The 25,744-nt window shown below is 50.8% G+C and carries 21 protein-coding genes; 15 read left to right on the forward strand and 6 right to left on the reverse strand.

The window, feature by feature from the left end:
- Positions 1-83: 83 nt before the first annotated feature.
- Positions 84-1,916: a glutamine--fructose-6-phosphate transaminase (isomerizing) gene (gene glmS / locus AC6R03_RS02930; RefSeq protein WP_500626413.1), complete on the forward strand. Its 1,833-nt coding sequence runs from the start codon at positions 84-86 to the stop codon at positions 1,914-1,916.
- Positions 1,917-1,966: 50 nt separating this feature from the next.
- Here glmS and AC6R03_RS02935 read toward each other — a convergent pair whose 3' ends face one another.
- The gene (locus AC6R03_RS02935; RefSeq protein ID WP_500631440.1) at positions 1,967-4,096 is read right to left on the reverse strand and encodes a TonB-dependent siderophore receptor; all 2,130 of its coding nucleotides are present in this window, start codon (positions 4,094-4,096) and stop codon (positions 1,967-1,969) included.
- Between the two features lie 143 nt (positions 4,097-4,239).
- Here AC6R03_RS02935 and AC6R03_RS02940 point away from each other — a divergent pair, with 143 nt between their 5' ends.
- The 11 genes from AC6R03_RS02940 (at position 4,240) to AC6R03_RS02990 (ending at position 15,077) form a co-directional block, all read left to right on the forward strand.
- Positions 4,240-6,063, forward strand: a complete 1,824-nt coding sequence (locus AC6R03_RS02940; protein WP_500631441.1) for an ABC transporter ATP-binding protein — start codon at positions 4,240-4,242, stop codon at positions 6,061-6,063.
- Positions 6,064-6,198: 135 nt separating this feature from the next.
- Positions 6,199-7,044: an ABC transporter ATP-binding protein gene (locus tag AC6R03_RS02945; RefSeq protein WP_500631442.1), complete on the forward strand. Its 846-nt coding sequence runs from the start codon at positions 6,199-6,201 to the stop codon at positions 7,042-7,044.
- Positions 6,975-8,039 (forward strand): FecCD family ABC transporter permease, encoded by a 1,065-nt coding sequence (locus AC6R03_RS02950; RefSeq protein ID WP_500631443.1) that lies wholly within the window; start codon positions 6,975-6,977, stop codon positions 8,037-8,039. The genes AC6R03_RS02945 and AC6R03_RS02950 overlap by 70 nt, the downstream gene beginning before the upstream one ends.
- A 1-nt stretch (position 8,040) precedes the next feature.
- Positions 8,041-9,084: a FecCD family ABC transporter permease gene (locus AC6R03_RS02955; protein WP_500631444.1), complete on the forward strand. Its 1,044-nt coding sequence runs from the start codon at positions 8,041-8,043 to the stop codon at positions 9,082-9,084.
- 20 nt (positions 9,085-9,104) lie between these two features.
- Complete coding sequence (locus tag AC6R03_RS02960) at positions 9,105-10,052, forward strand: iron-siderophore ABC transporter substrate-binding protein (RefSeq protein WP_500631445.1); 948 nt, start codon at positions 9,105-9,107, stop codon at positions 10,050-10,052.
- 48 nt (positions 10,053-10,100) lie between these two features.
- Entirely contained in the window at positions 10,101-10,877 is a 777-nt protein-coding gene (locus tag AC6R03_RS02965; RefSeq protein WP_500631446.1) for a DUF3450 domain-containing protein, read from the forward strand.
- A gap of 5 nt (positions 10,878-10,882) precedes the next feature.
- On the forward strand, positions 10,883-12,229 hold the full coding sequence (locus AC6R03_RS02970; protein ID WP_500631482.1) for a MotA/TolQ/ExbB proton channel family protein: 1,347 nt from the start codon (positions 10,883-10,885) through the stop codon (positions 12,227-12,229).
- Complete coding sequence (locus AC6R03_RS02975; protein WP_500631447.1) at positions 12,229-12,777, forward strand: MotA/TolQ/ExbB proton channel family protein; 549 nt, start codon at positions 12,229-12,231, stop codon at positions 12,775-12,777. Before AC6R03_RS02970 ends, AC6R03_RS02975 begins: the two co-directional genes overlap by 1 nt.
- 8 nt (positions 12,778-12,785) lie before the next feature.
- On the forward strand, positions 12,786-13,190 hold the full coding sequence (locus AC6R03_RS02980) for an ExbD/TolR family protein (protein ID WP_334553579.1): 405 nt from the start codon (positions 12,786-12,788) through the stop codon (positions 13,188-13,190).
- A 43-nt stretch (positions 13,191-13,233) separates the two neighbouring features.
- Positions 13,234-13,860, forward strand: coding sequence for an energy transducer TonB (locus tag AC6R03_RS02985; RefSeq protein ID WP_500631448.1), 627 nt, complete (start codon positions 13,234-13,236; stop codon positions 13,858-13,860).
- Entirely contained in the window at positions 13,860-15,077 is a 1,218-nt protein-coding gene (locus tag AC6R03_RS02990) for a tetratricopeptide repeat protein (RefSeq protein WP_500631449.1), read from the forward strand. Before AC6R03_RS02985 ends, AC6R03_RS02990 begins: the two co-directional genes overlap by 1 nt.
- Here the strand turns inward: AC6R03_RS02990 and AC6R03_RS02995 are convergent.
- Positions 15,058-15,738, reverse strand: coding sequence for an HAD family hydrolase (locus AC6R03_RS02995; RefSeq protein ID WP_500631450.1), 681 nt, complete (start codon positions 15,736-15,738; stop codon positions 15,058-15,060). The genes AC6R03_RS02990 and AC6R03_RS02995 overlap by 20 nt on opposite strands.
- Positions 15,739-16,202: 464 nt before the next feature.
- On the opposite strand from AC6R03_RS02995, the gene AC6R03_RS03000 reads away from it, so the two are divergent.
- From AC6R03_RS03000 to AC6R03_RS03010, 3 genes are all read left to right on the forward strand, one after another.
- Complete coding sequence (locus AC6R03_RS03000; RefSeq protein ID WP_500629575.1) at positions 16,203-18,086, forward strand: PTS mannitol transporter subunit IICBA; 1,884 nt, start codon at positions 16,203-16,205, stop codon at positions 18,084-18,086.
- 141 nt (positions 18,087-18,227) lie between these two features.
- Entirely contained in the window at positions 18,228-19,379 is a 1,152-nt protein-coding gene (locus AC6R03_RS03005) for a mannitol-1-phosphate 5-dehydrogenase (RefSeq protein ID WP_500631451.1), read from the forward strand.
- A 50-nt stretch (positions 19,380-19,429) separates the two neighbouring features.
- Positions 19,430-19,966: an MltR family transcriptional regulator gene (locus AC6R03_RS03010; RefSeq protein ID WP_500626419.1), complete on the forward strand. Its 537-nt coding sequence runs from the start codon at positions 19,430-19,432 to the stop codon at positions 19,964-19,966.
- Positions 19,967-20,123: 157 nt separating this feature from the next.
- Here the strand turns inward: AC6R03_RS03010 and nagB are convergent, their stop codons facing one another.
- The 4 genes from nagB to ispB all read right to left on the reverse strand — a co-directional run bounded on the left by nagB (position 20,124) and on the right by ispB (position 25,551).
- On the reverse strand, positions 20,124-20,924 hold the full coding sequence (gene nagB, locus AC6R03_RS03015; RefSeq protein WP_334553589.1) for a glucosamine-6-phosphate deaminase: 801 nt from the start codon (positions 20,922-20,924) through the stop codon (positions 20,124-20,126).
- Between the two features lie 322 nt (positions 20,925-21,246).
- Complete coding sequence (locus tag AC6R03_RS03020) at positions 21,247-22,308, reverse strand: TRAP transporter substrate-binding protein (protein WP_500631483.1); 1,062 nt, start codon at positions 22,306-22,308, stop codon at positions 21,247-21,249.
- A gap of 330 nt (positions 22,309-22,638) precedes the next feature.
- Positions 22,639-24,402 carry a bifunctional lysophospholipid acyltransferase family protein/GNAT family N-acetyltransferase gene (locus AC6R03_RS03025; protein WP_500631452.1) on the reverse strand — a complete coding sequence of 588 codons (1,764 nt, stop codon included), beginning with the start codon at positions 24,400-24,402 and terminating at the stop codon, positions 22,639-22,641.
- A gap of 177 nt (positions 24,403-24,579) precedes the next feature.
- Positions 24,580-25,551: an octaprenyl diphosphate synthase gene (ispB, locus tag AC6R03_RS03030; protein ID WP_500629569.1), complete on the reverse strand. Its 972-nt coding sequence runs from the start codon at positions 25,549-25,551 to the stop codon at positions 24,580-24,582.
- Positions 25,552-25,744: the final 193 nt, after the last annotated feature.

The raw sequence follows: 25,744 nt of genomic DNA on the forward strand, positions 1-25,744 counted from the left end.
ATACGTCAGTGTTTTTTGCTTGCTGCTTATTCGGCTGACGCCTAAATCAAACAACCCTAGCAAAAGGGAAGGGAGTAGAACCTATGTGTGGAATCGTTGGTGCAGTGGCACAGCGTGATGTGGCGGAAATTTTAGTGGAAGGTCTCCGCCGTCTTGAATACCGCGGCTATGACTCAGCAGGTGTGGCGGTGGTCGACAGTGACAATAACCTCACTCGCGTACGTCGCCTCGGTAAAGTGCAAGAGTTGGCCGACGCTGTCGAGCAAGCGAACGTGCTTGGTGGCACTGGCATCGCACACACACGCTGGGCAACGCACGGTGAGCCGTCAGAAGTGAACGCGCACCCACACATGTCTGGCGATATTGCCGTCGTCCACAACGGGATCATCGAAAACCACGAAGCGTTGCGCGAGCTGCTTCAATCTCGTGGTTACGTGTTTGAATCACAAACTGACACCGAAGTGATTGCACACTTGGTTGAGTGGGAACGTCGCACCTCAGACACATTACTTGAAGCGCTGCAAAAAACCGCCAAGCAATTGGAAGGGGCTTACGGCACGGTAGCCGTGGATCGCAAAGATCCCTCTCGCATTGTGGTTGCCCGTTCGGGTAGCCCAATTGTGATTGGTTTTGGCGTCGGTGAAAACTTCCTTGCGTCAGACCAACTTGCGCTGCTGAGCGTGACACGCCGCTTTATGTATCTAGAAGAGGGCGATGTTGCAGAGGTGACTCGTCGCTCAGTCACTGTCTTTGATGCCAACGGCGAAGCGGTAGAGCGTGAAGTGATTGAGTCCAACGCTGAGCACGATGCCGGCGATAAAGGTAAATACCGCCACTTTATGCAAAAAGAGATTTTTGAGCAGCCGACGGCGCTGATCAACACGATGGAAGGTCGTATTTCCGACAAAGCCGTCATCACCAATGCGATTGGCGTGAATGCCGAAGAGATCCTGAGCAAAGTCGATCACGTGCAGATTATTGCGTGTGGTACCTCTTACAACTCAGGCATGGCGGCACGTTACTGGTTTGAATCCATTGCTGGCGTGAGCTGTGATGTGGAAATCGCGTCTGAGTTCCGTTACCGCGATTTCGTGGTTCGTCCAAACAGCTTGTTGGTGACGCTATCTCAATCTGGTGAAACGGCGGATACCCTAGCCGCGCTGCGTTTGGCCAAAGAGAAAGGCTACATGGCGGCGATGACCATCTGTAACGTCGCGGGCTCCTCATTGGTGCGTGAGTCTGACTTTGCCTTTATGACGCGCGCAGGTACAGAGATCGGTGTGGCCTCGACCAAAGCGTTTACGACCCAGCTTGCTGCGATGCTGATGATGGTGGTGTCCATTGGTCGCTTGCAAGGCCGCGTTAATGAAACGCGCGAAGCAGAGATTGTAAAAGCGCTCCATGAGCTACCAAGTGCGATTGAAAAAGCGCTCGCCTTTGACAAAGAGATCGAAGCGCTGGCTCCAGATTTTGCCGATAAGCACCACACCTTGTTCCTTGGCCGCGGCGAGTATTACCCAATCGCGATGGAAGCGTCGCTTAAGCTCAAAGAGATCTCTTACATTCACGCAGAGGCCTACGCCGCGGGTGAACTGAAACATGGCCCACTAGCCTTGATCGATGCGGACATGCCTGTTGTCGTTATCGCGCCGAGCAACGATCTGCTTGAGAAGCTGAAGTCCAACGTTGAAGAAGTGCGCGCCCGTGGCGGCCTGCTGTACGTCTTCGCCGATGCTGACGCTGGGTTTGAAGGCGATGAGAACATGAAGATCATCAAGATGCCGCACGTCAACGAAGTGACTGCACCTATCTTCTACACCGTTCCAATGCAGCTGCTGTCTTACCACGTTGCGCTGATCAAAGGCACCGACGTCGACCAACCTCGCAACCTAGCGAAAGCGGTAACGGTGGAATAACAGCTAAAAAAAGGCCTAGCATCTCGCTAGGCCTTTTAGTATCTGCTTGATTACCAGCGGTAATTGGCGTTTAGCATTACAGTCCGTGATTGGCCGTAGTAACAGTACCAATCACAACCTGCGATGTACTCTTTGTCGAGTACGTTGTTCACATTAAGCTGAGCTTGCCATTGTCGAGTGATGTCGTAAATGGCTGCAAGGTCCCACAGTAGGACGTCAGGAACAGTGCTATGAGGAACGTAAGCTTCAGCTGCTTTGTCATTCTTAGATTCACCTATGTAGCGAAGACCACTACCTAAGTAGAGGCCAGGCAGCAACGTGGTACTGGCATCATAGTCAACCCAAGCGGTTGCTTGATGTTTAGGAATTAAAGGGGCTGGAATTGCGTTACCATCGTCTTGTGAATCAATTGTCGCATCGACGTAGGTGTAAGCCGCAGAAAGTTTAACCTCATCCGTGATATAACCGACCACTTCAAGTTCAACGCCGGTTGCAGCCATCTCACCTGTTTGAATCATGTTAGCAGAATTGCTCGATTGGGTCAGAGCGTTTTTATTGGTAATGTCAAACCAGGCTAGGTTGGCATAGCCGTCAAAGAAGCTTGGCTCGTACTTAATCCCCACCTCAAATTGTTCACTCTCTCTTGGCTTGTAGAGCTCTTTATCTTCAGACGGTTGCCCCCAGGCGCCGTTCAGCGTGCTCAGCACCTCGAACCCTTGCGCGTAGCTGATGTAAGGCGAAAGGCCGCTATCGGATAAGTACATCAACCCTGCGTTGAGTGACAGTTGACCATCACTCATTGAGTCATATTCATTACCTTGAACACTCTTGTTTTCGACATCGTACCAATCGTAACGAGCGCCAACTTGACCAATCCATTTCGACGCGACATTGAGTTGGTACTGAGAGTACAAGCCGATCAATGTCTTATCGATCGTGCGGTCAATAAGATCGCTGTCTGTGATCGGGGTATAGTTCCCGTAGGTTGGATTCCAAGGGTCAATAGGATCAATGTTGTCCGTGCCAAAGCCGGTTTCTTCTTTACCGTCTGTGTTGTGGTACTGAAGATCAAGCCCAACCATCACGGTATGCTCGTTGAGGCCACTAAACCAATTGCCTACCGCGTTGGTATCAAGAGTCAGGCTTTGGTTCACGCCATCTCGGTAGACCATGCCACGATCGTACAGCTCGGGATCAAGGTAATAAGGCGTTGAAAAAATATAGGAGCTGATGAGATAGAGCTCGTTATAGCCATAGTTAAAAGTTTGATTGAGTGTCCAGTCTTGGTTTAGATTGTGCTCGAGCAAGTAACCTAAGGAAATTTGTTTTCTTTGGTAGGTATCGTAATCCGGTTCACCTAAATTGGTGGAAGGTTCAATGTGGCCTTTCTCAGAATCAAGCAATGTGCCATAAGCGGGCATAAATGGGTTGGTTGGCACACCATCATCTTCTAAATAAGAAGCCAGTAGTGTCAGACTAGTACGTTCAGATACGTCGATTTCTAAACTTGGAGCAAGGTAGAAGCGTGTATTTTCAGTTTCATCCAACTCACCATCGGCGCTTTTCATCATACCGACTAAACGGTAGCGCACGCTGCCATCTTCAGAGGCATGGTCGGAAATATCAAAGGCAATACCTTGGGTATTATTGTTACCTAGCTCAAGACGTACTTCCCCTTGTGGGACGAGAGTCGGTTTCTTCTGTACGGCATTGACTACACCACCCGGTGCGGTCTCACCGAAAAGAATGGCGGATGGTCCTTTGACGACTTCCACTTGTTCCAGTGCGTATGGCTCTAACAACCAAGTGTAGTAGCCGTCACGATGTAAACGACTGCCATCTAAATAGCTCGCCGCTTCAAAACCGCGCACACGGAACCAATCCGTATCATTATCCGCACCATAAGGCTGAGCCGTTACACCTGACGTATAACGCAGCGCTTCATCAAGCTTTTGTGGGGCGCGAGTGCGTAGGTCATCTTCGGTGACAATCGACACACTGCGAGGCGTTTCTTGGGCAGGGGTGTCGACTTTAAGTGCTTGGGCCGTGACAGTGATGGTTTCCAGTTCCGTGGTGCTCTCTTGTGCAAAGACAGCGCTTGAACATACCACTGCAGTAGGCGCCAATCCCAACCAGATCGCTTTACGAACTGCGACTGAAAGAGGAGTTTGGTTATGCATGTCCTTTTCCTATAAATGAAAGTTAAATTAGTAATGATATTTATTATTATTCGTATTGGTTTTATTTTACTGACTTTTTCATCAAAAGATAGTAAAACGTGCCCGACCCGAAACCCGAAACCCGAAACCCGAAAGTAGGAAGCATGTTCAATTGGTTTGAAAAATTAACGCAAGCGTTTCCCGAGCAAGAGCCGCAAATGCCGCCGAAGCATTTACTCGGTTTTTGTCGTCACTACACCCGAGGCTTTGAAGTGCCATTACTCTTGATGGCGATACTCAGTGCGTTGATTGCCTGGACGGAAGTGACGCTGCTCAGTTACATGGGCGAACTGGTCGATATTCTCAGCACCCAAGATCGCGCGACGTTTTGGCAAGACCAAGGCGATCGGATGTGGACTATGGTGCTGCTGGTTGTGGTGGTGATGCCCGCGCTGGGGATTACCCACTCGATGATCATGCATCAAACCTTGCTAGGCAATTATCCGATGTCGATTCGTTGGCTGATTCACCGCTATTTGCTCAAGCAAGCGGTCGGCTTTTTCCAGCGAGATTTTGCTGGCCGAGTGGCAACCAAGGTGATGCAAAGTGCCCTGGCTGTACGTGAAACCGTGATGAAGCTGGTTGATGTACTGGTGTACATCTCGGTCTATTTCGTGGCGATGATCTGGATGATGGGCGAATCGGATCTGCTATTGATGCTGCCGATTGCGATTTGGTTGGTGATGTACATTCTTATCCAGCTGTTTTTTATCCCACGCTTGAAAAAGGTGGCGACTGACCAAGCCGATGCGCGCTCAGTGATGACGGGGCGAATTGTCGATACCTACACCAATATTTCAACCGTTAAGCTTTTCTCCCACTCCAAGCGTGAATTGGAGTATGCCAAAGGCAGCATGAAGCAGTTTTTGCTGACGGTATATCGCCAAATGCGCATGGTGACTTGCCTGCTATTGAGTGTTGATGCGATTAACTATCTGCTGCTCATCTCTATTGCCGCTTTGTCGGTCATGTTATGGCTAGAGGCGAGTGTCACCATCGGTGTGATTGCGGTGGCGATCAGCATTGCGCTGCGCGTACAAGGCATGTCGAAATGGATCATGTGGGAAGTGAGCGCGCTGTTTGAAAATATTGGTACCGTGGTCGATGGCATGAACACCATCTCTAATGATGTTGAAGTGCAAGATAAACCCAATGCACCCGCGCTGACGGTGACAAAAGGCGCCATCGAGTTCGACGCGGTGGACTTTGACTACACCGATGAGAAACCGGTGTTTGAGCAGCTCAACTTAGCCATTAAACCGGGTGAAAAAGTCGGGATTGTTGGCCGCTCCGGTGCCGGTAAGTCGAGCTTGGTTAACTTGCTGCTGCGTTTTTACGATTTGAAAGGCGGCGATATTTGCATTGATGGTCAAAACATCGCAGACGTAAGCCAAGAGTCGCTGCGCCAGCAAATCGGCATGATCACACAAGACACCTCACTTCTGCACCGTTCGATCAAAGAGAACATCCTCTACGGTGACCCAGATGCCGATGACGCGGCTCTGATTGAGGCGGCGAAAAAAGCCCATGCGCACGACTTTATCTGTGGCCTCAAAGATGAGCAGGGGCATAGCGGCTATGATGTCGAAGTGGGCGAGCGCGGGGTGAAATTATCCGGTGGGCAACGTCAACGTATTGCCATAGCGCGTGTGTTACTTAAAAATGCGCCGATCTTGATTATGGATGAAGCGACGTCCGCGCTCGATTCTGAAGTGGAGTCGGCGATTCAAGAAAACTTGCAAGTGCTGATGGAAGGCAAAACCGTGATCGCGATTGCGCACCGTTTATCGACTATTGCTGCTATGGATCGCTTGATCGTGATGGATCAAGGCCGTGTGGTTGAACAAGGCAGTCACCAAGAGCTCCTCGCACAAGAAGGCATCTACGCCCAACTTTGGAAGCACCAAACCGGCGGCTTCTTAGGTTAATCTTTCCAACCTTCATCACTCAAAAAGGTTCAACGATAGCGCGCTATGGTTGAACCTTTTTTTAATTACTCATATTATAAGGAAATAAAATTGATAATTGTTATCATTTTGTTTTCTTCGCTTTAAGAAAGAGTAATGCTAGACCCCCATCAACACAGTGCACGTCTCGCGGCTTCGTCCCTGGTCGTCGGTTACGATACACCGATCGTCAACAACATCAGTCTTGAGATTCAACCCGGTAAACTGACGATTTTGGTCGGTTCGAATGGGTGTGGAAAATCGACGCTGCTCAAATGCTTAGCACGAGTGCTGCCACCGATGTCTGGTCAGGTGCTGCTCAATGATGAGCCCATTCATCAACTCGGCGCGAAAGCGGTAGCAAAAACCTTAGCGCTTTTGCCACAAGGCCCGATTGCACCGGAAGGTCTCACTGTACGTGAGCTCGTTGCTCAGGGGCGCTATCCGCATCAAACCTTTTTCCAGCAGTGGAGCGAGCATGACGAGCAAATGGTGGATGAGGCAATGGCGATGGCCAAGGTCACAGAGCTCGCCGATCGAGCGGTGACCGACCTGTCGGGTGGTCAGCGTCAACGTTGTTGGATTGCCATGGTGCTGGCGCAAGAAACCGACATTATTTTACTTGATGAGCCGACCACCTATTTGGATCTCAAAGTTCAGGTCGACTTGCTGAGCTTATTGAGCCAATTGGCGCATCAACACAATCGCACCCTTGTTGTGGTGCTACATGAACTGAATCTTGCCGCTGCGTATGCCGATGAGCTCATCATGATGAAAGCGGGCACCATCTACGCCGCTGGCCATCCCGAGCAGGTCTTTACCGCCGACAACCTCAAGCAGGTGTTTGGTTTAAATGCCAATGTGATTCGCGATCCGCACACACAAACCTTGCAATGCGTACCCACAGAGACCGCCAGTGTTGCCCATGGGCAGACAAGGTCGGTGATGTCGGCGGTGATATGAGACGCTGTGCTTGGTTAAGTGGCGCAGGTCTTGGCGTGATGGCGATGATACTGCTGGGCTTTTTGCTTTGGCATTTATCCCTAGGGGCGCAACCTGTCGCGCTGACGGAGGTATGGTCCGCGTTGGTGGCGTACGATGACAATCAGTTCTCCCATTTGGTGGTGCGAGAGTTGCGCTTACCACGCGCCATCGTTGCCGCGTCAGTGGGTGCGAGTCTGGCTGTGGCGGGCGCCTTAATGCAAGGTGTAACGAGAAATCCGCTCGCCGACCCTAGCTTACTCGGCATGATGACGGGCGGCGCGTTGGCGGTGGTCTATTGGATAAGCTTTGCGCCTGTCGAGGGCATCGTATGGTTGCCATTGGTGGCGGCCGTGGGCTCGCTGATTGCCGCTGCGGTAGTCTGGACGATTGCCGCGCGAACGCCGAGCGGAGTGACGCCGCTGACGTTGACGCTGACCGGCTCGGCGTTTAGCGCGTTTACCGCCGCGCTCTTGTCGATTCATCATTTGATCGACCAGAAAACGTTTGAAACCTTGCGCGGCTGGCTGGTGGGCTCTCTGCTGGGGAGTCAGTTGGAGACATACTGGTGGTGCCTGCCTTGGATTCTATTTGGCTTAGTGGCTGCGATACTGCTGGCCCCTGCGGTGACGGCGATGTCGATGGGCGATCAGGTCGCGACGGGCCTTGGCATTGATATTCAAAAGCGCAAATGGCAGTTGCTGCTGTGCGTGGTGTCTTTGACGGCCGCCTCGGTTGCACTGGCAGGCCCGCTGGGTTTTGTCGGTTTGGTGATTCCGCATGTGGTCAAGCTGCTGGTGGGCAGTGATTATCGTTGGGTCGTGCCGTATTCGCTGCTGCTTGGCGGCGCCTACTTGTTGTTTGTTGACAGTTTGGCGCGCTGGTTGATTGCCCCACAAGAGGTGGCGACTGGGCTGATGACGATTTTGCTCGGAGCACCGCTGTTTGTGTGGCTGGTCAAAACGAGGATTCGTTAACATGGTGGCGCTAAGGTGGCTCGGCGGTCGAGTCTCATTTCGGGTTCGGCCCAAAACGCTCGGCGTCACGGTGTTGATGGCTCTTTTGATGGCGTTGCTGTGGTTGCTCAGTATTGGCATCGGCAGTTATGCGCTCTCGATGCAGGCGCTATTGGATGAGGTGATGAGTGCGCTCGGCATGCAAGGCCCCATCGCCGATAGTCAGGCGGCGTTGGTGATGTGGGAGCTGCGCTTGCCGCGCAGTCTAGCGGCGTTGCTGGCGGGGGGCTTGTTTGCGCTTTCAGGAGCGCTGCTGCAAAACCTGACCCGCAACCCTCTCGCCGATCCCAGTTTGGTCGGCATCAGTCAAGGCGCGGCGTTTGCCGTGGTGTGTTTGACGATGCTGTTTCCGGAGGCGATCGACGCTTGGCGTGAAGTGAGCGCGTTTACCGGGGCGATGCTGGTCGCCGCGGGCGTGCAGAGCTTGAGTGGCTCTGGGCACCCGCTGAAATTTATTTTAATGGGTATCGGGGTGGCGGCGTTTTTCAGTGCCTTGACCTCAAGCTTGCTCACTTACGGTGACATTGACGCTGCCATGTCTGCACTGGCGTGGCTATCGGGCAGTGTGCATGCGGTGACTTGGTCTGAAGTCGGACTGCTCTCCATCGCGCTGCTGACCACCTTGGCGTTGGCGATCGGCCAAGCACGTAACATGGCGGCATTGTCGTTTGGTGTTGATATGGCGGTCGGTCTGGGTGTGAACAGTGTTTGGGCGAGCCGTGTTCAGTTGATGCTGAGTGTGTGCGCGGCGGCGCTAGCGACCGCCATTGTTGGGCCGATCGGTTTTGTCGGTTTGCTTGCACCGCACATGGCGAGAAAGATGACCATCGCAGGTCCTAATAGCCACTTAATATTGACTACATTGGTCGGCGCAAGCTTAGTGCTGTTCGCCGATACCTTAGGGCGCACCCTGTTTGCGCCGACGCAATTGGCCGCAGGCTTAGTGACCGCGCTTATCGGCGCGCCTCTGTTTGCGCTGCTTTTAATGCGAAAACAACAAGGCTAGAAAAAGAGAAGGGATACATCATGGTAAGAGAAGTCACTCGGCTAGGCGCGCTGCTATTGGCCAGTGTCGTGAGTGTGTTGGTCCAGGCCTATCCGCTGACGATTGAACACAAATACGGTCAGATTGAGCTTAGCGAACAGCCGCAGCGCGTGGTCTCTGTCGGCGTCACGGATCATGATGATATTCTGGCGCTCGGCGTTATCCCGCTAGCCGTGCGCGATTGGTATGGTGACCAACCCTACGGCGTGTGGCCATGGGCGCAAGATGAGTTGGGCGATGCGAAGCCGGTATTACTTAAAGGACAAACGGTCGATTTTGAGGCCATCGCGCAGCTGAAACCGGATCTGATCATCGGCGTCTCTTCCGGCATGGATAAGAAAACCTACGACAAGCTCAGCACGATTGCGCCTACGCTCGCACAATCTGGCGCTTATACCGATTGGGCGATGCCGTGGGATGAGCGTCATCTTATGATAGGTAAAGCACTGGGTTATGAAGAAAAATCGCAAGCCATAGTGCAAGATATAAAGCAGCAGATTGCTAAGCTGCGGGCAAAGCACCCGGAGTTTGAGGGCAAATCGGCGGCGGTGGCGTTTTACTACAACAAACAGCCTGGCGCCTATGCGAGCAAAGACTTACGTTCACAATTTCTGATTGCGCTGGGCTTTCATATTCCAGAGTCCATTGATGCGCTCGCCAAGGAGGCGTTTTACACCTCGTTCAGCGAGGAGCGTATGGACTTGCTGGACAACGACCTTGTGATTTGGCTGACCACGGAAGAGCAGCTTGAGCAATCCAGCAACGCCATTTTTCGTAAACGCATGCCGTTTTACAAAGAGAAACGCGAATACTTCACTGGCGATATCATCGGTGGCGCGTTCTCCTTTTTTAGCCCATTGTCGATTCAATATTTGATTGATGAAATGGTGCCAGCGATGGCGAACATTCTTGAAGAGAAGTCATCCTAGCCCAAGCGCAAAGATTAACGTCAAAGAGAACGGATCAAAGAGAAGAGTATGACACACAATCGTTTACCCCATTTGTTGCTGGCAGGTTGGATGCTGACCGCGTCTTCTGCTGCGATGGCAACGGGGGCTGAGTTGAAACAGTCGCAACGTCTTGAAACAGAGATCACCACCGCAAATGCCAACACGCAAAGCCGCGTGTCGGCCAGCAGCGAAAAAGCGCTCGATCTTGAAGCGCAAATTGAGCAGCGCCAAGCTGAGGTGGAAGGGCTAGAAGTGTATCGAGATCACCTTCGCGGCATGCTCGACAGCCAACAGAAAGAAATCGCCAGCTTTGATGAACAATTGTCAGAGATTGAGCGCACGCGTGAAAGCATCGTGCCGTTGATGTACAGCATGCTTGATGGGCTAGAGGCATGGGTAGAGAGCGATCGCCCACTTCGCCAAGAGGTGCGCCGCGAACGTGTTGCCAAGTTGCGCGACATGATGACTCAGTCCGACGTCAGTGATGCTGAGAAGTACCGCCGCATTCTAGAGGCGTATCAAATCGAGTTGGATTACGGCACTAAGCTTGGTGCCTATTCTGCGCCGATCGAGGTAGACGGCAGAACGCTTATCACCGAGCAGCTCTATCTCGGCCGAATCAGCTTGGTGGCGCGCAGTGTTGATCGCGCGCACTACTGGGCGTGGAATGCGTCTAACGAACAATGGCAAGCGCTCGACAGCAAAGCCGGTTTAGAGATTGATAAAGCGTTTGATGTGGCGAATAAACAAGCCGCCCCAACGTTATTGCATTTACCGGTATCGGTTAAGGAGAGTCAACAATGAGAGGGATGACTTGGCTAGCGGCGAGCGTGATCGCCGTTTCACTGTCTACGGTCTCGCTGTCTGTTGCTGCTTCGGATGCTGCCTTACTGAAAGAGACGCAACAAGCGAAAGTTGAGCAAGCGAAGCACAATCAAGCGCGTGAAGGGGAGTTTAAGCAGCGTGAACAGGCGTTGCAGGCAGAGCTTGATAAGCTCAACGCGCAGCTTGCCTCTCTCAAGCAAGAAAACGAACAGCTGTCAGAGACCTTTCAGCAAAACGAAGCCGTACTGGCCGAAAAAGAGCAAGCCTTGCATCTGGCGACGGGCAGCTTAGGTGAGCTGTTTGGCGTGGTGCGTCAAGCGGCAAAAGATCTCGACCTTGAGCAAGCTGGCTCTGTTGCGACCCTAGGTCACGCTGATCACCGAGCGGTAGTAGAAGAGATTGTGGCCGCAAGACAGCTACCAGAGAAGAGGCAGCTCTACGGCCTGTGGCAGGCGTTTGTACAGCAAATTCAGGCCAGTGCTGAGGCACAAACGCTCAACGTTGATGTCATCAACGGACAAGGTGAAACCGAGACAAAATCGGTGCTGCGTTTGGGTAGTTTTGCCTTAGCGGGTGAAGAAGGTTACTTAGATTGGAATGGTCAGCGCCAGCGCGCTACCGTGTACGCTCAGCAGCCACAGGGTGCACTGACTCTAAGCACTGATGTCATAAGCGGACTACCGATCGTTGCACTGGATGCCTCACGTGGCGCGCTGCTCGAACAGCTGGGAATGGCGCCGACTTTACTCGATCGCATTGAGCATGGCGGTATCGTTGGCAAAGTGATCATCGCGCTACTGCTGGTGGGCATGGTGATTGGTCTGGTTCGCGGCGCAGCGTTACTGAGCGCGAAAGCAAAAATTGCCAAGCAGCTTAAACACACCGACTCGCCGCAAGATGGCAATGCACTTGGGCGTATTTTGAATGTTTATCGTCAAGATAGCAGCCCGAATGTAGAGGCGTTGGAGCTGCGCTTGCTCGAAGCGGTGATGGACGAACAGCAGCACCTAGAGCGCGGTTTATCGATGATCAAACTGCTGGCGGCGCTCGCTCCAATGCTTGGCTTGTTGGGTACGGTCACCGGGATGATTGATACTTTCCAAACCATTACTCAATTTGGTAACGCCGATCCGCGTGTCATGGCAGGCGGGATTTCAATGGCACTGATCACCACCGTATTGGGTCTGATTGCTGCGATGCCTTTGCTCTTGATTCACAATATCCTCGCCTCGAAGGCGGAAGCGATTCGCACCATTATCGAGAAGCAGGGTATTGGCTTGGTGGCTGAGCGCGCCGAGCAAGCAACCCGCCTTGTGAAGGATGCCGCGTAATGGAATGGCAGTCTCTACTCGATCTCGGGGGGAGCACGCTTGGCAGCACCATCAACGAGTTTATGTATCGTGGTGGTCCACTGCTTTGGTGGTTAGCGGGCGTGTTGGCGCTGTTTTGGTTACTGGCGATTGAGCGATTGGTGTACCTTTTTTGGCTGTTCCCCAAAGCGCAGCATCACTGGGTCGCTAAGTGGCAACTGCGTGATGATCGCCACTCCTGGTATGCGCTCGCTCAGCGCAGCGCTTGGTTGGCCGAAGCGAAGTTGGCGCTTGATCAACACTTGTCGTTGATGAAAGTGCTGGTGGCGCTCTTCCCTATGCTGGGGCTACTCGGCACAGTAACGGGAATGATCTCCGTGTTTGATGTGATGGCCGGGCAGGGCAGTGCACAGCCGCGCTTGATGGCCGCGGGTATCTCGATGGCCACGTTGCCAACGATGGCGGGCATGGTCGCCGCATTGGTCGGCATGTTTGCCCACGCTCGCCTCTCTAAGTGGAGCGAAACGCGTCACCTTCACCTCGAACGTTTAATGCGTATGACTAAATAGGAATGACCATGAGACTAGGTCGATACAAAAAACCGTCAGACGATGCCCAAGTGGACATGACCTCGATGCTCGACATCGTGTTTATCATGCTGATCTTCTTTATCGTCACCAGCTCGTTTGTGCGAGAGTCGGGCGTGGAAGTGAACCGCCCAACGGCGGCGAATGCCACTAGCCAAAAAGACGCGGGCATTTTTATTGCCATTACTGCCAACAACGAGGTCTACATCGATAAGCGATTGGTCGATGTAGAGCGAGTGCAAGCGACACTCGAAAATGTGCTGCTTGAACAACCGGATGCCTCCTTGGTCATTCAAGCCGATGCCTTTGCGTTCAATGGCACTGTGGTGCAAGTGATGGATGGCGCCAAAGGGGCGGGCATTGAGAAGATCGCATTGGCCACCGAGCAGAAATAGCCGAAAGAAGGAAGGGTATCCGTATGCTAGGACGTAAATTACGATGCTAAAACGATGGCTGATTGCCACCCCATTAGCCTTATTAGTGACGCTCTCTCTCTTTGCGTTTATGGCGTGGCTGGTGGACGCGGGAAAATCGCCGATGCCAGAGCCGCAGTCGGCGCTGCGCTTTGATGTCGTGCAAGTGGAAAACGAGCGAGCGGCGGCGCGCAGAGCAAGACAATTGCCTGAGCCACCCAAAGCGCCGACCTTGGCCCCGCAAGTGGAGCGCTTGACGACCCAAATGGCCGCGCAGCAAATTCAGACCACGGCGCTGCCCAATTTGCCTAACGTCAATCTGAGTACGTCAGTAACGGGAATGGCAATGGCAACGCCAGGGCCGATTCAACTTGCGCAAAACCAACAGATCATGCCACTGCATCGTATTGAACCACGTTACCCCTCGCGGGCATTGAAACGAAAAATTGAAGGCTATGTAGTGATGCGATTTGCCATTGATGAAACCGGTCGGCCCGATGCGATTGAGGTGGTGGAAGGGTCGCCACGCGGCGTGTTTGATCGCGAAGCGATGCGCGCATTGCGTCAGTGGAAGTATCAACCTTTGATCGTCGCAGGCAAAGCGACCAGACAGGAAGGGCAAACCGTGAAATTAGAATTTAGGTTGCAATAATGACCAAGGTTACAGCATGGATACGCCGTCTTTTGGCATGGTCAGTGTTGATGGGCTTGATGAGCGTTCCGCAGGCGCAGGCGCAAGAGCTATCACGCAGCGTTGCGATGCGAGTCCATCAAGCGTTTGAGTTGTCTCAGCAAGAAAAAACAGCCGAGGCGGTGACCATCTTAGAAGGTATCGACGCCGTGAAAGCGTACGATCAAGCCTACGTGGCGCGTATGTTGGGCATATTGTATTGGCAAAAAGCGCAACCTCAGCGATCGCAAGTTGCGCTGGAAAATGCGTTGTCCACTGGTGCTTTGCCGATTGAACAGGCGATTGAAACCGAGCGCATGCTGGCCGATATTTTGTTATCGACTGGGGAGCCGGAAAAAGCACTCAGACACTATCAAAGTGTGCTGGATAAACAATCCGATGTGAGTCGCTCGCAAGCTGAAAAAATGTATACCACGGAATTTGTCACTCAACTGTGGCTGCGGGTCGCTCAGTCCAATTACCAGCTGCAAGATTGGCAAGCGGTACTGTCGAGTATCAAGCAGTATCAAGCGCTAGATAAAAAAGCGGATGTCTCTTTGCTGAGCATGAAGCTCGGCGCTCAAGTGGCGCTGAGTCACTGGAAAGGAGCGGTGAGTACCACAGAGCAACTGCGTGCTTTGGAGTCCGATAACGAACTGTGGTGGAAGCAATTGACCAGCTTGCATCTTCGTTTGAAACACTACCCCGAGGCGTTGGCGACGCTCAAACAGAGAGAGCGAAAAGGCTTTGCTTTATCCTCCAGTGAGTATCAAACCTTAGCAGGGCTTTACGCCTCACAAGGCGCTCCAGAACTTGCTGCGAAGGTTTACGCCGAGCATCTGCTTGAACAAGAAGAGGCAGAGAGCTACGCCACTTTAGCTCGCTACTGGCAAGTCGCGAAGGAGTGGCAATACGCGCTAGAGGCCTGGCAACACGCCTCGCGCCTCAGTGCAGATCACCATTGGTCGTATGCGCAATTGCTGATGCAGCAGAAGCAGTATCAAGCGGCGCTGAATGTACTGGCCAGCATGCCGAGCAGTCAGCGTGTGGAATTGGCCAAGACGCAAGCGTTCTACCGATTGGATGAGCATGAAAAAGCCCTAGAAAGTGCGCAAAAGGCTCATCAACTGAAGGCCGATGAAACAACGCTGACCTGGGTACGATTCTTGACTCAGTCGCTTAACAAGGCGTCGTCTTAGGGATCAACGCGATCACCTCAGTTAAAGAATCGACCAGTGTCACTTTCTCGATAAGTGGGGGTTCTGGTGGCAGCAAATCGGGCACCATGATGACTGAACAACCTGCTGCCAAGGCCGATTTCACGCCGTTATTGGAGTCTTCTAACGCTAGGCATTGTGACGGTTTGAGGTTGAGTTGCTGGCATGCCATTAAGTAGCCATCTGGCGCGGGCTTGCCTTGACTTACTTCATCAGAGGTGATCAGGCACTCAAACTGTTCGAGGACCTCGCGGCCAGCAAAATTTCTTAGCACCTCTTTTCGACCGGATGAGGTCACGATCGCTGCCCTCACACTGTTCTGTTTAAGGTGGCGCATCAGCGTCTCAAAGCCTTTTTTGTAGTCAATGCCTAGTGCGCTGCGCTCAGTAAAGTCCTGATCTCGGCAGCGTATAAATCGCGGGAGATCAAACTCAGCACCAAAATGGTGCTGTAAGCGACGCTCACACTCGCCATCTTGTACGCCGATGAACCCCTGATAAAACTCGTCACACAAATCGAAACCTTGCTCTTGTGCCGCCCGTTGCCAGCTTTTCTTATAGAGCGACTCTGTATCAAAGATTAGCCCATCCATATCAAACAATACCGCTTTCATTGTCTTTTCTCCGTCACTGCTCTTCGCCATCAATTCTCTTGGCCATTGTGCGTCACCATCCTAACCAATTTTACGATGAAATTTTGATGAATCTTATTTTGTAATTTAATTACACATTCGCAGCTGTAATCAATATTTGATGAATAATTGAACCAAAGTCGCGCAGAGAGTGAACTGAAGTGGTGCTTAAAAATCGGATAAATAATAAAAATGAGATCTTTGTCACTAACTATTTTAAGTGTGTGGATTGTGTTTTTGTGATCTAAGTCTCTGGTTGTTGATAATCATTATCGACAAAATGGCTTTGTAATTTACTGACAGTGATTAAATGTGATTTAGGTCACCATAAAAAAGATATGTTAATGCTTTGTGTGTGATCTGAGTCACTAATTTGTGGGTGGGGTGCCTTTTAGAAATGTTGTGATACATTTTAATCGACTTTTGAACAAACATTTTGGGCCATTTGGCCAACCAATACAAACTGAGGTCTCCCTATGTTATCACCAGAAGCTAAGATCAAAGTCCAAAACTTTGGTCGTTTTCTATCCAACATGGTAATGCCAAACATCGGTGCATTTATTGCCTGGGGTTTCATTACTGCACTTTTCATCCCAACCGGCTGGTTGCCAAACGAAACATTGGCATCACTGGTTGGCCCAATGATCAAATTCCTATTGCCACTGCTGATCGGTTACACCGGCGGTAAAATGGTGGGCGGCGACCGCGGTGCGGTTGTAGGTGCCATCACGACAATGGGTGTGATTGTCGGTACTGATATTCCTATGTTCATGGGCGCGATGATTGTCGGTCCACTTGGTGGCTACGCTATCAAGAAATTCGATGAGTCGGTTCACGGTAAAGTGAAAAGCGGCTTTGAAATGCTAGTGAACAACTTCTCTGCCGGTATCATCGGTATGATCCTCGCTATCCTAGCATTCTTCATCATTGGCCCTGCGGTAAAAGTTCTTTCTAGCGCATTGGCAGCGGGCGTAAACGTGATGGTAGAAACAGGTGCATTGCCACTCGCTTCTATCTTCGTTGAGCCAGCGAAAATCCTCTTCCTTAACAACGCGATTAACCACGGTATCTTCTCGCCACTGGGTATCCAGCAGTCTGAAGAACTTGGCCGCTCAATCTTCTTCCTAATTGAAGCGAACCCAGGTCCTGGTCTAGGTCTTCTATTGGCTTACATGGCGTTTGGTAAAGGTAACGCGAAGCAGTCGGCAGCGGGTGCGTCAATCATCCACTTCCTAGGCGGTATCCACGAAATCTACTTCCCATACGTGTTGATGAACCCTCGTCTTATCCTTGCGGTTATTGCCGGTGGTATGACAGGCGTGTTCACTAACGTGATGTTCGATTCTGGTCTTATTTCTCCAGCGTCTCCTGGTTCAATCTTTGCGGTACTACTGATGACGCCTAAAGGCTCATACGTGGGTGTGGTTCTATCTGTGATTGCATCCGCCGCTGTGTCGTTCATCGTTGCTTCTATCCTAATGAAAACTTCAAAAGCGACCGACGAAGACGAGTCTCTAGAGAAAGCTTCTGCCGCCATGCACGACATGAAAGCAGCATCTAAAGGTCAAACCGCTGCAGTTTCTGTGGACCCAGCAGCAGTGAAAGCGATTTACGTTGCCTGTGATGCGGGTATGGGCTCAAGTGCGATGGGTGCCGGTCTTCTACGTAAGAAAGTGCAAGCGGCTGGTCTGGATATTGAAGTCTCGAACTTGGCTATCAACAACCTACCGAGTGACTCGCAAATTGTGGTGACCCACAAAGATTTGACAGACCGTGCTCGTACTCACGCTACTGGCGCAATGCACATCTCTCTAAGTAACTTTTTAGATGGCACTGTGTACGACAACCTTGTTGCTCAGCTAGTTGAAGCAAGGAGTGGCGCTGTAAAAAAGCCTGAGGCACCTGCAGCGACCGAGGAAAAGGAACAGACGTTGACGCTGACTAGCGACAGTGTATTCCTCGGATTAAAAGCCAACTCTAAGGAAGAGGCGATTAAGTTTGCAGGTGAGCAACTGGTCAAATTAGGCAACGTTGCACCTGAATATGTTGATGGCATGTTTGCCCGCGAAGAACTCGTGTCTACCTACCTAGGTGAGTCAATTGCGGTGCCACACGGAACCATTGAAGCGAAACAGTACGTCAAGAAAACCGGCATTGTGTTCTGCCAATACCCTGAAGGCATTCAGTGGGGTGAAGATGAGGATGACATCGCCAAGATGGTCATCGGCATCGCTGCCCAAGGTGATGAGCACAACATGGTTCTCATGGCTATTACCAATTCACTTGATGACGAAGAGGCCGTTGAGCGTTTACAGAACACAATCAACCCAGAAGATGTTCTGAATATTCTCAATGCATAGCAGTACTTTGTCTAGCTCCTAAGTGAACGAGGCCAGTTCTCCCCCGCTCTGGCCTCCTTTTTAGTCTAGATAGCTGAAGGCTTAGTCGTGTGCTGTTAAGCCGTTAGCTATACAGATTCAACATTTGAAAGGTTAGTGATTATGAAAGCGTTACATTTTGGTGCAGGAAATATCGGTCGTGGTTTTATCGGTAAATTACTCTCAGACGCAGGCATGGAAGTCACATTTGCAGACGTCAACGAAACGGTCGTCTCTGAGTTGCAAAGACGCAACGAATACCCAGTGAAAGTCGTCGGTGAAGAGTGTGTCGTGGAAGTGGTGAAAAACGTCACGGCAGTCAACTCCGCCACCGATGAGGTGATTGGCTGTATCGCCAACGCCGATCTCATCACCACAGCGGTGGGCCCAACAGTACTCAAGATCATTTCTGGCTCGATTGCTAAAGGCATTGAGCAGCGTTTTGCTGCGGGCAACACGTCGCCACTGAACGTTATCGCGGCAGAAAACATGGTGCGTGGTACCACTCAGCTTAAAGAAGCTGTGTATGCGCATCTTAGTGACGAACTCAAAGCGTTCAGTGATGCGCACATTGGTTTTGTCGATTCTGCGGTTGACCGCATCGTGCCGCCGGCAGAAGAGGGCGAAACTGATCCACTGGCCGTCACGGTGGAAACCTTCAGTGAGTGGATTGTGGATCAAACTCAGTTCAAAGGCCCAATCCCAACCATCCCGGGAATGGAATGTACAGACAACTTGATGGCGTTTGTAGAACGTAAGTTGTTTACGCTCAATACAGGTCACTTGATCACGGCTTACCTAGGTGTACTGGCCGGTCATGAAACTATCAAAGACTCGATTGAAGATCCCGCGATTCGCCAAGAAGTGAAAGCGGCGATGGAAGAAAGCGGTGCGGTACTGATCCAGCGCTACGGTTTTGATTCTAAAGCCCACGCAGCCTACATTGAGAAAATCTTAGGTCGTTTTGCCAACCCGTACTTGCGTGATGAAGTGGACCGTGTGGGGCGCCAGCCTATTCGTAAGCTCAGCCCGCAAGATCGTTTGATCAAGCCACTTAATGGCACGTTAGAGTATGGGTTACCAAACGCGCATTTGATCAAAGGGATTGCTGCGGCCTTCCATTACAAGAATGACGATGACCCACAAGCGGTTGAATTGCAGAGTATGTTCGCAGAGAAAGGTTTTGCCGAGACGCTAGCTCACTATTCGGAGCTGAATATTGACTCAGAAGTTGTTAAACTAGCCGAACAAGCGTACAACGCAATCAATGAATGATGGAACACCAAAGTGCCACTGATGTGGCACTTTCTCCTTTTGAAGAAGCCATGCCAATACACTCGAGTCATGAAGTAGAGCTCTTAGAAGAGCTAGCAGAATCAGCCAATGCCGCTGAGTGTCTGCTATGTGCTTATGATGTATTGGAGGACATGCTTGATACCCTGTTAAAAAGTATTTTCCACAAAGACGATTATGCAGTGAAATTCGTCGTTGATCCGTTACTGACCAGTGATGGGCCATTAGGGGAAATACTGGTGCGCATCAAGTTACTGCTCGGGCTCGGGGTGATCAGTAAACAAACCTATGACGACATCGAAGTGTTTGTCACCCTAAAAGAGTGGGTTAAGGTTCAAGAGGGGAAAGTGGACTTCTGGGACCAAGATATCGTGTTTGAGCTCAACCGAGTGAACGCGATACAGAAAATCATGCCTATCGATTACTCACCCGAGTTGGTCGAGGGATTAAATGACGAAATGAAAGCCATGTTTTTAGATCGTCATTTCCAAAAAGTGCGTTCCACCATAGTGTTGGCCGTGAACGACATCCATCAGCAGCTCGCAAGAGAAAACGCGCTGACTTCTTAGTGATTTTCTTTGTCAGCTCTATTGTCGCTATCTATTTTAGATAGCATTTTTCGTCATCTACAGTAGACAGCGATTCTAGGCAATTTCCTTAGCCAACTATATCAGACAATAAAAAAGCCACCTAAGTGGCTTTTTATTTCGTGCTAGCGAAAACGTCTTACAGACCTTTGATGTTTTCCGCTTCCAGTTCAGAGAAGTATTTCACTGTCTTCACTTTAAGCTCTTGCTGCGCAGGCTCATCCGCAACAATGATTGCTTTGCGGTGCATTTGCAGTGCAGTGACTGTCCACATGTGGTTTACGCTGCCTTCAATCGCCATTTGCAGTGCCAAGGCTTTGTTGTGACCAAGCGAGAGAATCATCACTTCTTCGGCATCCAGTAGCGTCGCGACACCAATCGTTAACGCAAATTTTGGCACTTGGTTGATGTCGTTATCAAAGAAGCGAGAGTTTGCGATACGCGTGTCTTCGGTCAACGTCTTGATACGAGTACGTGATGAGAGTGATGAGCCTGGCTCGTTAAACGCAATGTGACCATCAATGCCAACGCCACCCATGAATAGGTTGATCTTGCCGTAAGAGCGGATCTTGTCTTCGTATGCCGCGCAGTGTGCATCGATATCGTCCGCTAGGCCATCAAGCAGGTTGATGTTCTCTTCCTGAATATCAACATGGTTGAAGAAGTTGTTGTACATGAAAGAGCGGTATGACTCTGGGTGATTTGGGTCAATGCCCACGTACTCATCCATGTTGAACGTGACGACGTGTTTAAAGCTGACTTCACCGGCTTGGTATAGCTCGATCAGTGCTTTGTATGTCGACAGTGGCGTACCGCCAGTGGGTAGACCTAAAACAAATGGGCGTTCTGCCGTCGGTTTGAAGGCGTTGATTTTCTTCGCGATATGACGCGCAGCCCATTTGCCGACTTGTTCTGCATTTTTTAGGGGAATCAGTCTCATTGGTCTTTATCCTGTTTCAAGTGCTCGATTGGATTTCTTAATTTGCATTGTAAAATAAGGCGTGAGATTTCGCCACTATTTTTGTGGAATAAATGATCTTTCGTCACGAATTAGGCCATCAACGGCTTTTATGACTCTATTCTCTACATCAATAGTGACAGTTTTTTTATAAAGCGAGAAAAGGAGTAAAAAGGGAGGGGAGGGGTTGGCCAGCGAGCGACTAAAAACGCCGCCCGAAGGCGGCGATAGTGATTGAAGACGTCACTTTGAAAGCAATGCTTTTTGACAGCCATATTTTTTGACAGGAATAACCGTACAGCGCTTAAGGCGTCGTCTCAAGATAGGCTTTGGTTGAGATGTCGGTCCAAGCGCGCACTTTAGTGAGGTAGTCGCGTTGCGAAGTGATGATCTCTTGCGCCAGTGCGTCTTTTTCTGCTTGCTCTTGCAGCAAGGCTTCTGTGGCGCTGTGCAGCGCTGACAATACTTGCGGCGGGAAGTCGCGCACTTTGATGTCTGGGAACTCTTGGCTCATGCTTGCCCAACTGTTGGCATTAGCGTCAATCGCTTGGGTATACATGTCAAAAGCGGCCACTCTAAAGGCGGTTTCTAGGATCACTTGCAGATCCTTTGGCAAGCTGTCCCACACCTTCTTGTTGACTAAGAACTGCGTCTCGGAACCTGGCTCGTGCCACGCGGTGTAGTAATACGGCGCGATTTTTTGAAAGCCCATGCGCAAATCAAAAGCAGGGCCGACCCATTCGAGCGCGTCAATTGTACCTCTCTCGAGTGAGGTGTAGAGTTCCCCAGGTGCGATGTTAGTTGGAGCGGCGCCGACGCGTGCCATGACTTCACCGGCAAAGCCCGGAATGCGGATCTTCAGCCCTTGCAGGTCATCAATGGTGTTGATCTCTTTTTTGAACCAGCCGCCCATCTGAATATCGGAGTTACCGCCGGGGAAAGAGAGCAAATTGTGCGGCGCGTAGACTTTCTCCATCAACTCCATACCGCCACCGCGATAAAACCACGCGTATTGCTCGGTCGCCATCATGCCAAAAGGCATCGAGGAGAAAAACAGCGTATTGGGTACCTTGCCTTTCCAGTAGTAAGAACTGGAATGGCCTAAATCGTATTGACCTGATTTGACCATATCAAAAATACCCAAAGGCGCTTTGTGCTTATTGGCAGAGTCAATACGGATCTGCAAACGACCATTGGACATCTCTTCAGCCAGTTTGGCCATGTTCTTACTTGCATCACCTAGGATAGGGGTATTGGGCCCCCAAGTTTCGGCAAGTTTAAGTCGGTAGACTTTATCGTCAGCGTGGCTGACGCTAGCAAGCAAAGCGCATACGCTCGCGAGCAACGTGGTCGTCACGCGTTTCATGTTTTTGAGTGAGCGGGGAGTGGATGGCAGCATGTTGAGTTCACGTCCTTTTGTGTTGTTATTAGAATATTGCAATGATTTTTGTCTATTGCTTCAAATTCACTGTTAGCTTCGAATTTGCGCTATTTTTCGTCAACCATTTTATTGGTGGCATCAAGTGATGGGGCGAGAAGATATTCGGATAGAGAATGAATAAACAGTGAGAAGTGAGCTTAGCTGAGCGGCAAGAAGTTAAATTGCCCTAAAACCAGCCGCGCTTTTAGAGTAATGATGCGATCGATGGAAAATGCCATGTGAATCACATGGCATTGAGTTTTTGCTCGATAGGGATCAATCCGCTTGCGGGTGGTGATGCTCAAGGTATTGGCTTGCGGCATCTTGACCCATATAGCGGGCAAGAGTTTTGGTGCCAACACGAGTTAAATCCACCATGATCAATCCATCCAAAGCGTTGTTGAAATCAGGATCGACATTGAATGAGACCAGCTTGCCATTGAGGTTCAAATATTGACGCAGCAGAACAGGGACTCCCTTGCCTTCGTCAATACGATCAATCACGCGAGAGAGCAGTTGTAAATCCGCCAGCGCGGTTAACATGCTGGTGTTCCAGTGGGTGTCGTGTTTCGGTAGCGGGTTGGACGGCGAGACGTACTCAGCGGCTTTCGTGTCGTAGTGGTGAAGCGTCATGGTTTCTGCGAGCAGTTGTCTTGCCTGCTCGCTGTAATCACTACTGATGCTGACTGGACCAAACAGATGCGTATAGTGAGGATGGCGAGAAACAAACGTTGCTATGCCCTTCCAAAGCAAGAGTAAAGCGCCCATGCTTTTTTGATACGGCTTATCGATCACTGAGCGGCCCATTTCAATGGCGCAGCCCATCGTATTAATAAAGCGCTCATCATATTCAAACAAAGTACGAGAGTAGAGCGCATCAACCCCTTGTTGCTCAATCAGTTTATCGACCAAACCGAGTCGGTAGGCGCCGACCAGGCGTCGTTGCTCTCTGTCCCAAATAAACAGATGTTGGTAGTGACCATCAAACTGATCGATGTCTAGGGCCAAGCCCGTCCCTTCTCCCACCGCACGAAAGTTCTTTTCACGCAGGCGGCCGATTTCATACAACACAGAGGGAATGTAGTCGGCGCTGGTGCAGTAGACGTCGAATTCACCGCTTGATAATAGGTGATGATCGCGCGGCAATTGGTCGAGATCCACTTCAAGATCGCTCGCTGGGAGAGGGCTCGCGATAGGACCGCTGAGATCAATGCCAGGCGCCTTGTTTGAGCGAAGCTGAGTGTTTGTCGCGAGCAAATAGGTATTGAGACGCAGATAGTTGACGATTTGAGTATCATTGAGCGCGTGGAGCTCTTTGTACTTGATGGCGGAGCCGATGGAGAGTCGAATCGGGGTGTGTGATTTGTTGAGTAACTCTCGACCCAGCATTAATGTGCGCAGCAGTGGATGCACTTTTCCCGCAAGGTAAAAGCGTTTTGAGTTTTGACCGTCAATAAAAACGGGCACCGTGGTGGCTTTGGATCTTCGTACTAAGCTAGCGACCGAGCGGCTCCACTCTTTATCTTCTAATTTCTGAGTTTTGCTATCGACCAGTTGTGACACTTCGCCAGCGGGAAAGATCAATAAGATCCCCCCTTTCTCCAGGTGTTGGTGAGCCAGTCTCAGCGCTTTTAAATTGGCTTTGTGCGCCTGTTTGCCTTCAAACACATCCACACCAATAAATAGACGATCCAACTCAGGGACAGTTTTGAGGTACTGATTGGCTAAGATCTGCACGTCTTGGCGGATATGCAGTAGCAATTCAGCGAGGATCACACCTTCGACACAACCCAGCGGATGATTGGCGACCACAACGGTCGCACCACTGCGCGGGATAGGATCGAGCGAGCCTTTTGCAATCTGGTAGTCGATACCTAGGATAGTTAAGGTGTAGCGAAGAAACTGCTCTGTTGTGGCGTTAGCCGGACGCTTGGCGTAAAACTTATCCAAACGACTGAGGCCCGTGGCCCATTCAGTGAGGTTCTCACCAAGGCCAAATGGCGTTTTGCGCGGCAATCGGAAAGGGCTAGATACGTCCATATCAATCTCGTCTAAACAGGAGTTGATGATGAGCGTAGGTCATTTAGATGTCACTGAAAGGACAGTTTAGTGAGAGTTCGGTGACTGAGCGATGACGGTTTGATGACGAACGATAGGATGGCGATCAGGCAGTGAATGCTGACTCACTGCCTGATAAGGAGAGGACGATTTCGCTGTTTAAGCGCTGCGATGCACCGCCATATGAGCAAGCGTTACCAATGCTTCTTTATAAGGCGAGTCAGGCACAAGGGCAAGCTGAGCAATGGCTTTATCGGCTTCTTGATAAGCCAGCTGGCGCGTGTACTCCAAAGAGCCGGTTTCATCCATCGCGGCCAGAATCTCGTTGAGCTTCTCCATTCCGTTTGCTTGTTCAATGGCTTCGCGAATCATTGCCGCTTGTTCTGGGGTGCCATGACGCATTGCGTAAAGAAGAGGGAGGGTTGGTTTGCCCTCGGCCAGATCGTCGCCCACGTTCTTACCCATCTCTTCGCCGTCAGAGGTGTAATCCATCACATCATCAATCAACTGGAATGCGGTGCCGAGATATTTGCCGTAGTTTTGCATCGCGAGCTCAAGTTCGGCATCGGCGTCGGTGAGAATCGCGCCGATTTGTGTTGCCGCTTCGAAGAGGCGTGCCGTCTTCGAATAGATGACCTGCATGTAGCTCTCTTCGGTGGTATCGGGATCGTTACAGTTGATTAATTGCTGCACTTCACCTTCGGAAATCACATTCACCGCGTCACTCATTAGCTCGAGGATCTTTAATGATCCGAGTGCAGTCATCATTTGGAATGAACGGGTATAGATGTAATCACCCACCAAAACACTGGCGGCATTGCCAAACGCGGCATTCGCGGTGGCTTTACCACGGCGCATATCAGATTCATCCACGACATCATCGTGCAACAGGGTCGCTGTGTGTATAAATTCAATGAACGCGGCGGCGGTGGTGTGATCCTGACCTTGGTAGCCCAGTGCGCGGGCAGACAACACCGCAAGCAGCGGCCGGATTCGTTTACCGCCACCACTGACGATATAGAACCCTAGTTGGTTGATTAAAGAGACGTCAGAGTTGAGTTGGGCATGAATTGTTTCATTCACTTTTGCCATGTCATCGGCAGTGAGCGCTTGGATAGCTTTAAAATCCATTATACATCCGGCTGAAGGTTAGAACTGGTAAGGTATTCTTATCTGTATTTATCGGCCAATAATACACTAAAAAACGTTGATTAATACATGCTTAACGGGCATGATTGGCGCACTTTTCATTGGCGATTAGCTTTTCGCCAATTTTTTAAAAATATGGCTTGTCATAGGTGCGAGCTTTCTGTAGAATCTGCGC

The sequence above is a fragment of the Vibrio sp. R10-SG-ISO4 genome (assembly GCF_059834135.1).

What these genes read in the sequence shown, in the direction of transcription:
- glmS (WP_500626413.1), top strand. Translation starts at nt 84, where the DNA reads ATGTGTGGAATCGTTGGTGCAGTGGCACAGCGTGATGTGGCGGAAATT.
- AC6R03_RS02935 (WP_500631440.1), bottom strand. Translation starts at nt 4,096, where the DNA reads ATGCATAACCAAACTCCTCTTTCAGTCGCAGTTCGTAAAGCGATCTGG.
- AC6R03_RS02940 (WP_500631441.1), top strand. Translation starts at nt 4,240, where the DNA reads ATGTTCAATTGGTTTGAAAAATTAACGCAAGCGTTTCCCGAGCAAGAG.
- AC6R03_RS02945 (WP_500631442.1), top strand. Translation starts at nt 6,199, where the DNA reads ATGCTAGACCCCCATCAACACAGTGCACGTCTCGCGGCTTCGTCCCTG.
- AC6R03_RS02950 (WP_500631443.1), top strand. Translation starts at nt 6,975, where the DNA reads ATGCGTACCCACAGAGACCGCCAGTGTTGCCCATGGGCAGACAAGGTC.
- AC6R03_RS02955 (WP_500631444.1), top strand. Translation starts at nt 8,041, where the DNA reads ATGGTGGCGCTAAGGTGGCTCGGCGGTCGAGTCTCATTTCGGGTTCGG.
- AC6R03_RS02960 (WP_500631445.1), top strand. Translation starts at nt 9,105, where the DNA reads ATGGTAAGAGAAGTCACTCGGCTAGGCGCGCTGCTATTGGCCAGTGTC.
- AC6R03_RS02965 (WP_500631446.1), top strand. Translation starts at nt 10,101, where the DNA reads ATGACACACAATCGTTTACCCCATTTGTTGCTGGCAGGTTGGATGCTG.
- AC6R03_RS02970 (WP_500631482.1), top strand. Translation starts at nt 10,883, where the DNA reads ATGACTTGGCTAGCGGCGAGCGTGATCGCCGTTTCACTGTCTACGGTC.
- AC6R03_RS02975 (WP_500631447.1), top strand. Translation starts at nt 12,229, where the DNA reads ATGGAATGGCAGTCTCTACTCGATCTCGGGGGGAGCACGCTTGGCAGC.
- AC6R03_RS02980 (WP_334553579.1), top strand. Translation starts at nt 12,786, where the DNA reads ATGAGACTAGGTCGATACAAAAAACCGTCAGACGATGCCCAAGTGGAC.
- AC6R03_RS02985 (WP_500631448.1), top strand. Translation starts at nt 13,234, where the DNA reads ATGCTAAAACGATGGCTGATTGCCACCCCATTAGCCTTATTAGTGACG.
- AC6R03_RS02990 (WP_500631449.1), top strand. Translation starts at nt 13,860, where the DNA reads ATGACCAAGGTTACAGCATGGATACGCCGTCTTTTGGCATGGTCAGTG.
- AC6R03_RS02995 (WP_500631450.1), bottom strand. Translation starts at nt 15,738, where the DNA reads ATGGCGAAGAGCAGTGACGGAGAAAAGACAATGAAAGCGGTATTGTTT.
- AC6R03_RS03000 (WP_500629575.1), top strand. Translation starts at nt 16,203, where the DNA reads ATGTTATCACCAGAAGCTAAGATCAAAGTCCAAAACTTTGGTCGTTTT.
- AC6R03_RS03005 (WP_500631451.1), top strand. Translation starts at nt 18,228, where the DNA reads ATGAAAGCGTTACATTTTGGTGCAGGAAATATCGGTCGTGGTTTTATC.
- AC6R03_RS03010 (WP_500626419.1), top strand. Translation starts at nt 19,430, where the DNA reads ATGCCAATACACTCGAGTCATGAAGTAGAGCTCTTAGAAGAGCTAGCA.
- nagB (WP_334553589.1), bottom strand. Translation starts at nt 20,924, where the DNA reads ATGAGACTGATTCCCCTAAAAAATGCAGAACAAGTCGGCAAATGGGCT.
- AC6R03_RS03020 (WP_500631483.1), bottom strand. Translation starts at nt 22,308, where the DNA reads ATGAAACGCGTGACGACCACGTTGCTCGCGAGCGTATGCGCTTTGCTT.
- AC6R03_RS03025 (WP_500631452.1), bottom strand. Translation starts at nt 24,402, where the DNA reads ATGGACGTATCTAGCCCTTTCCGATTGCCGCGCAAAACGCCATTTGGC.
- ispB (WP_500629569.1), bottom strand. Translation starts at nt 25,551, where the DNA reads ATGGATTTTAAAGCTATCCAAGCGCTCACTGCCGATGACATGGCAAAA.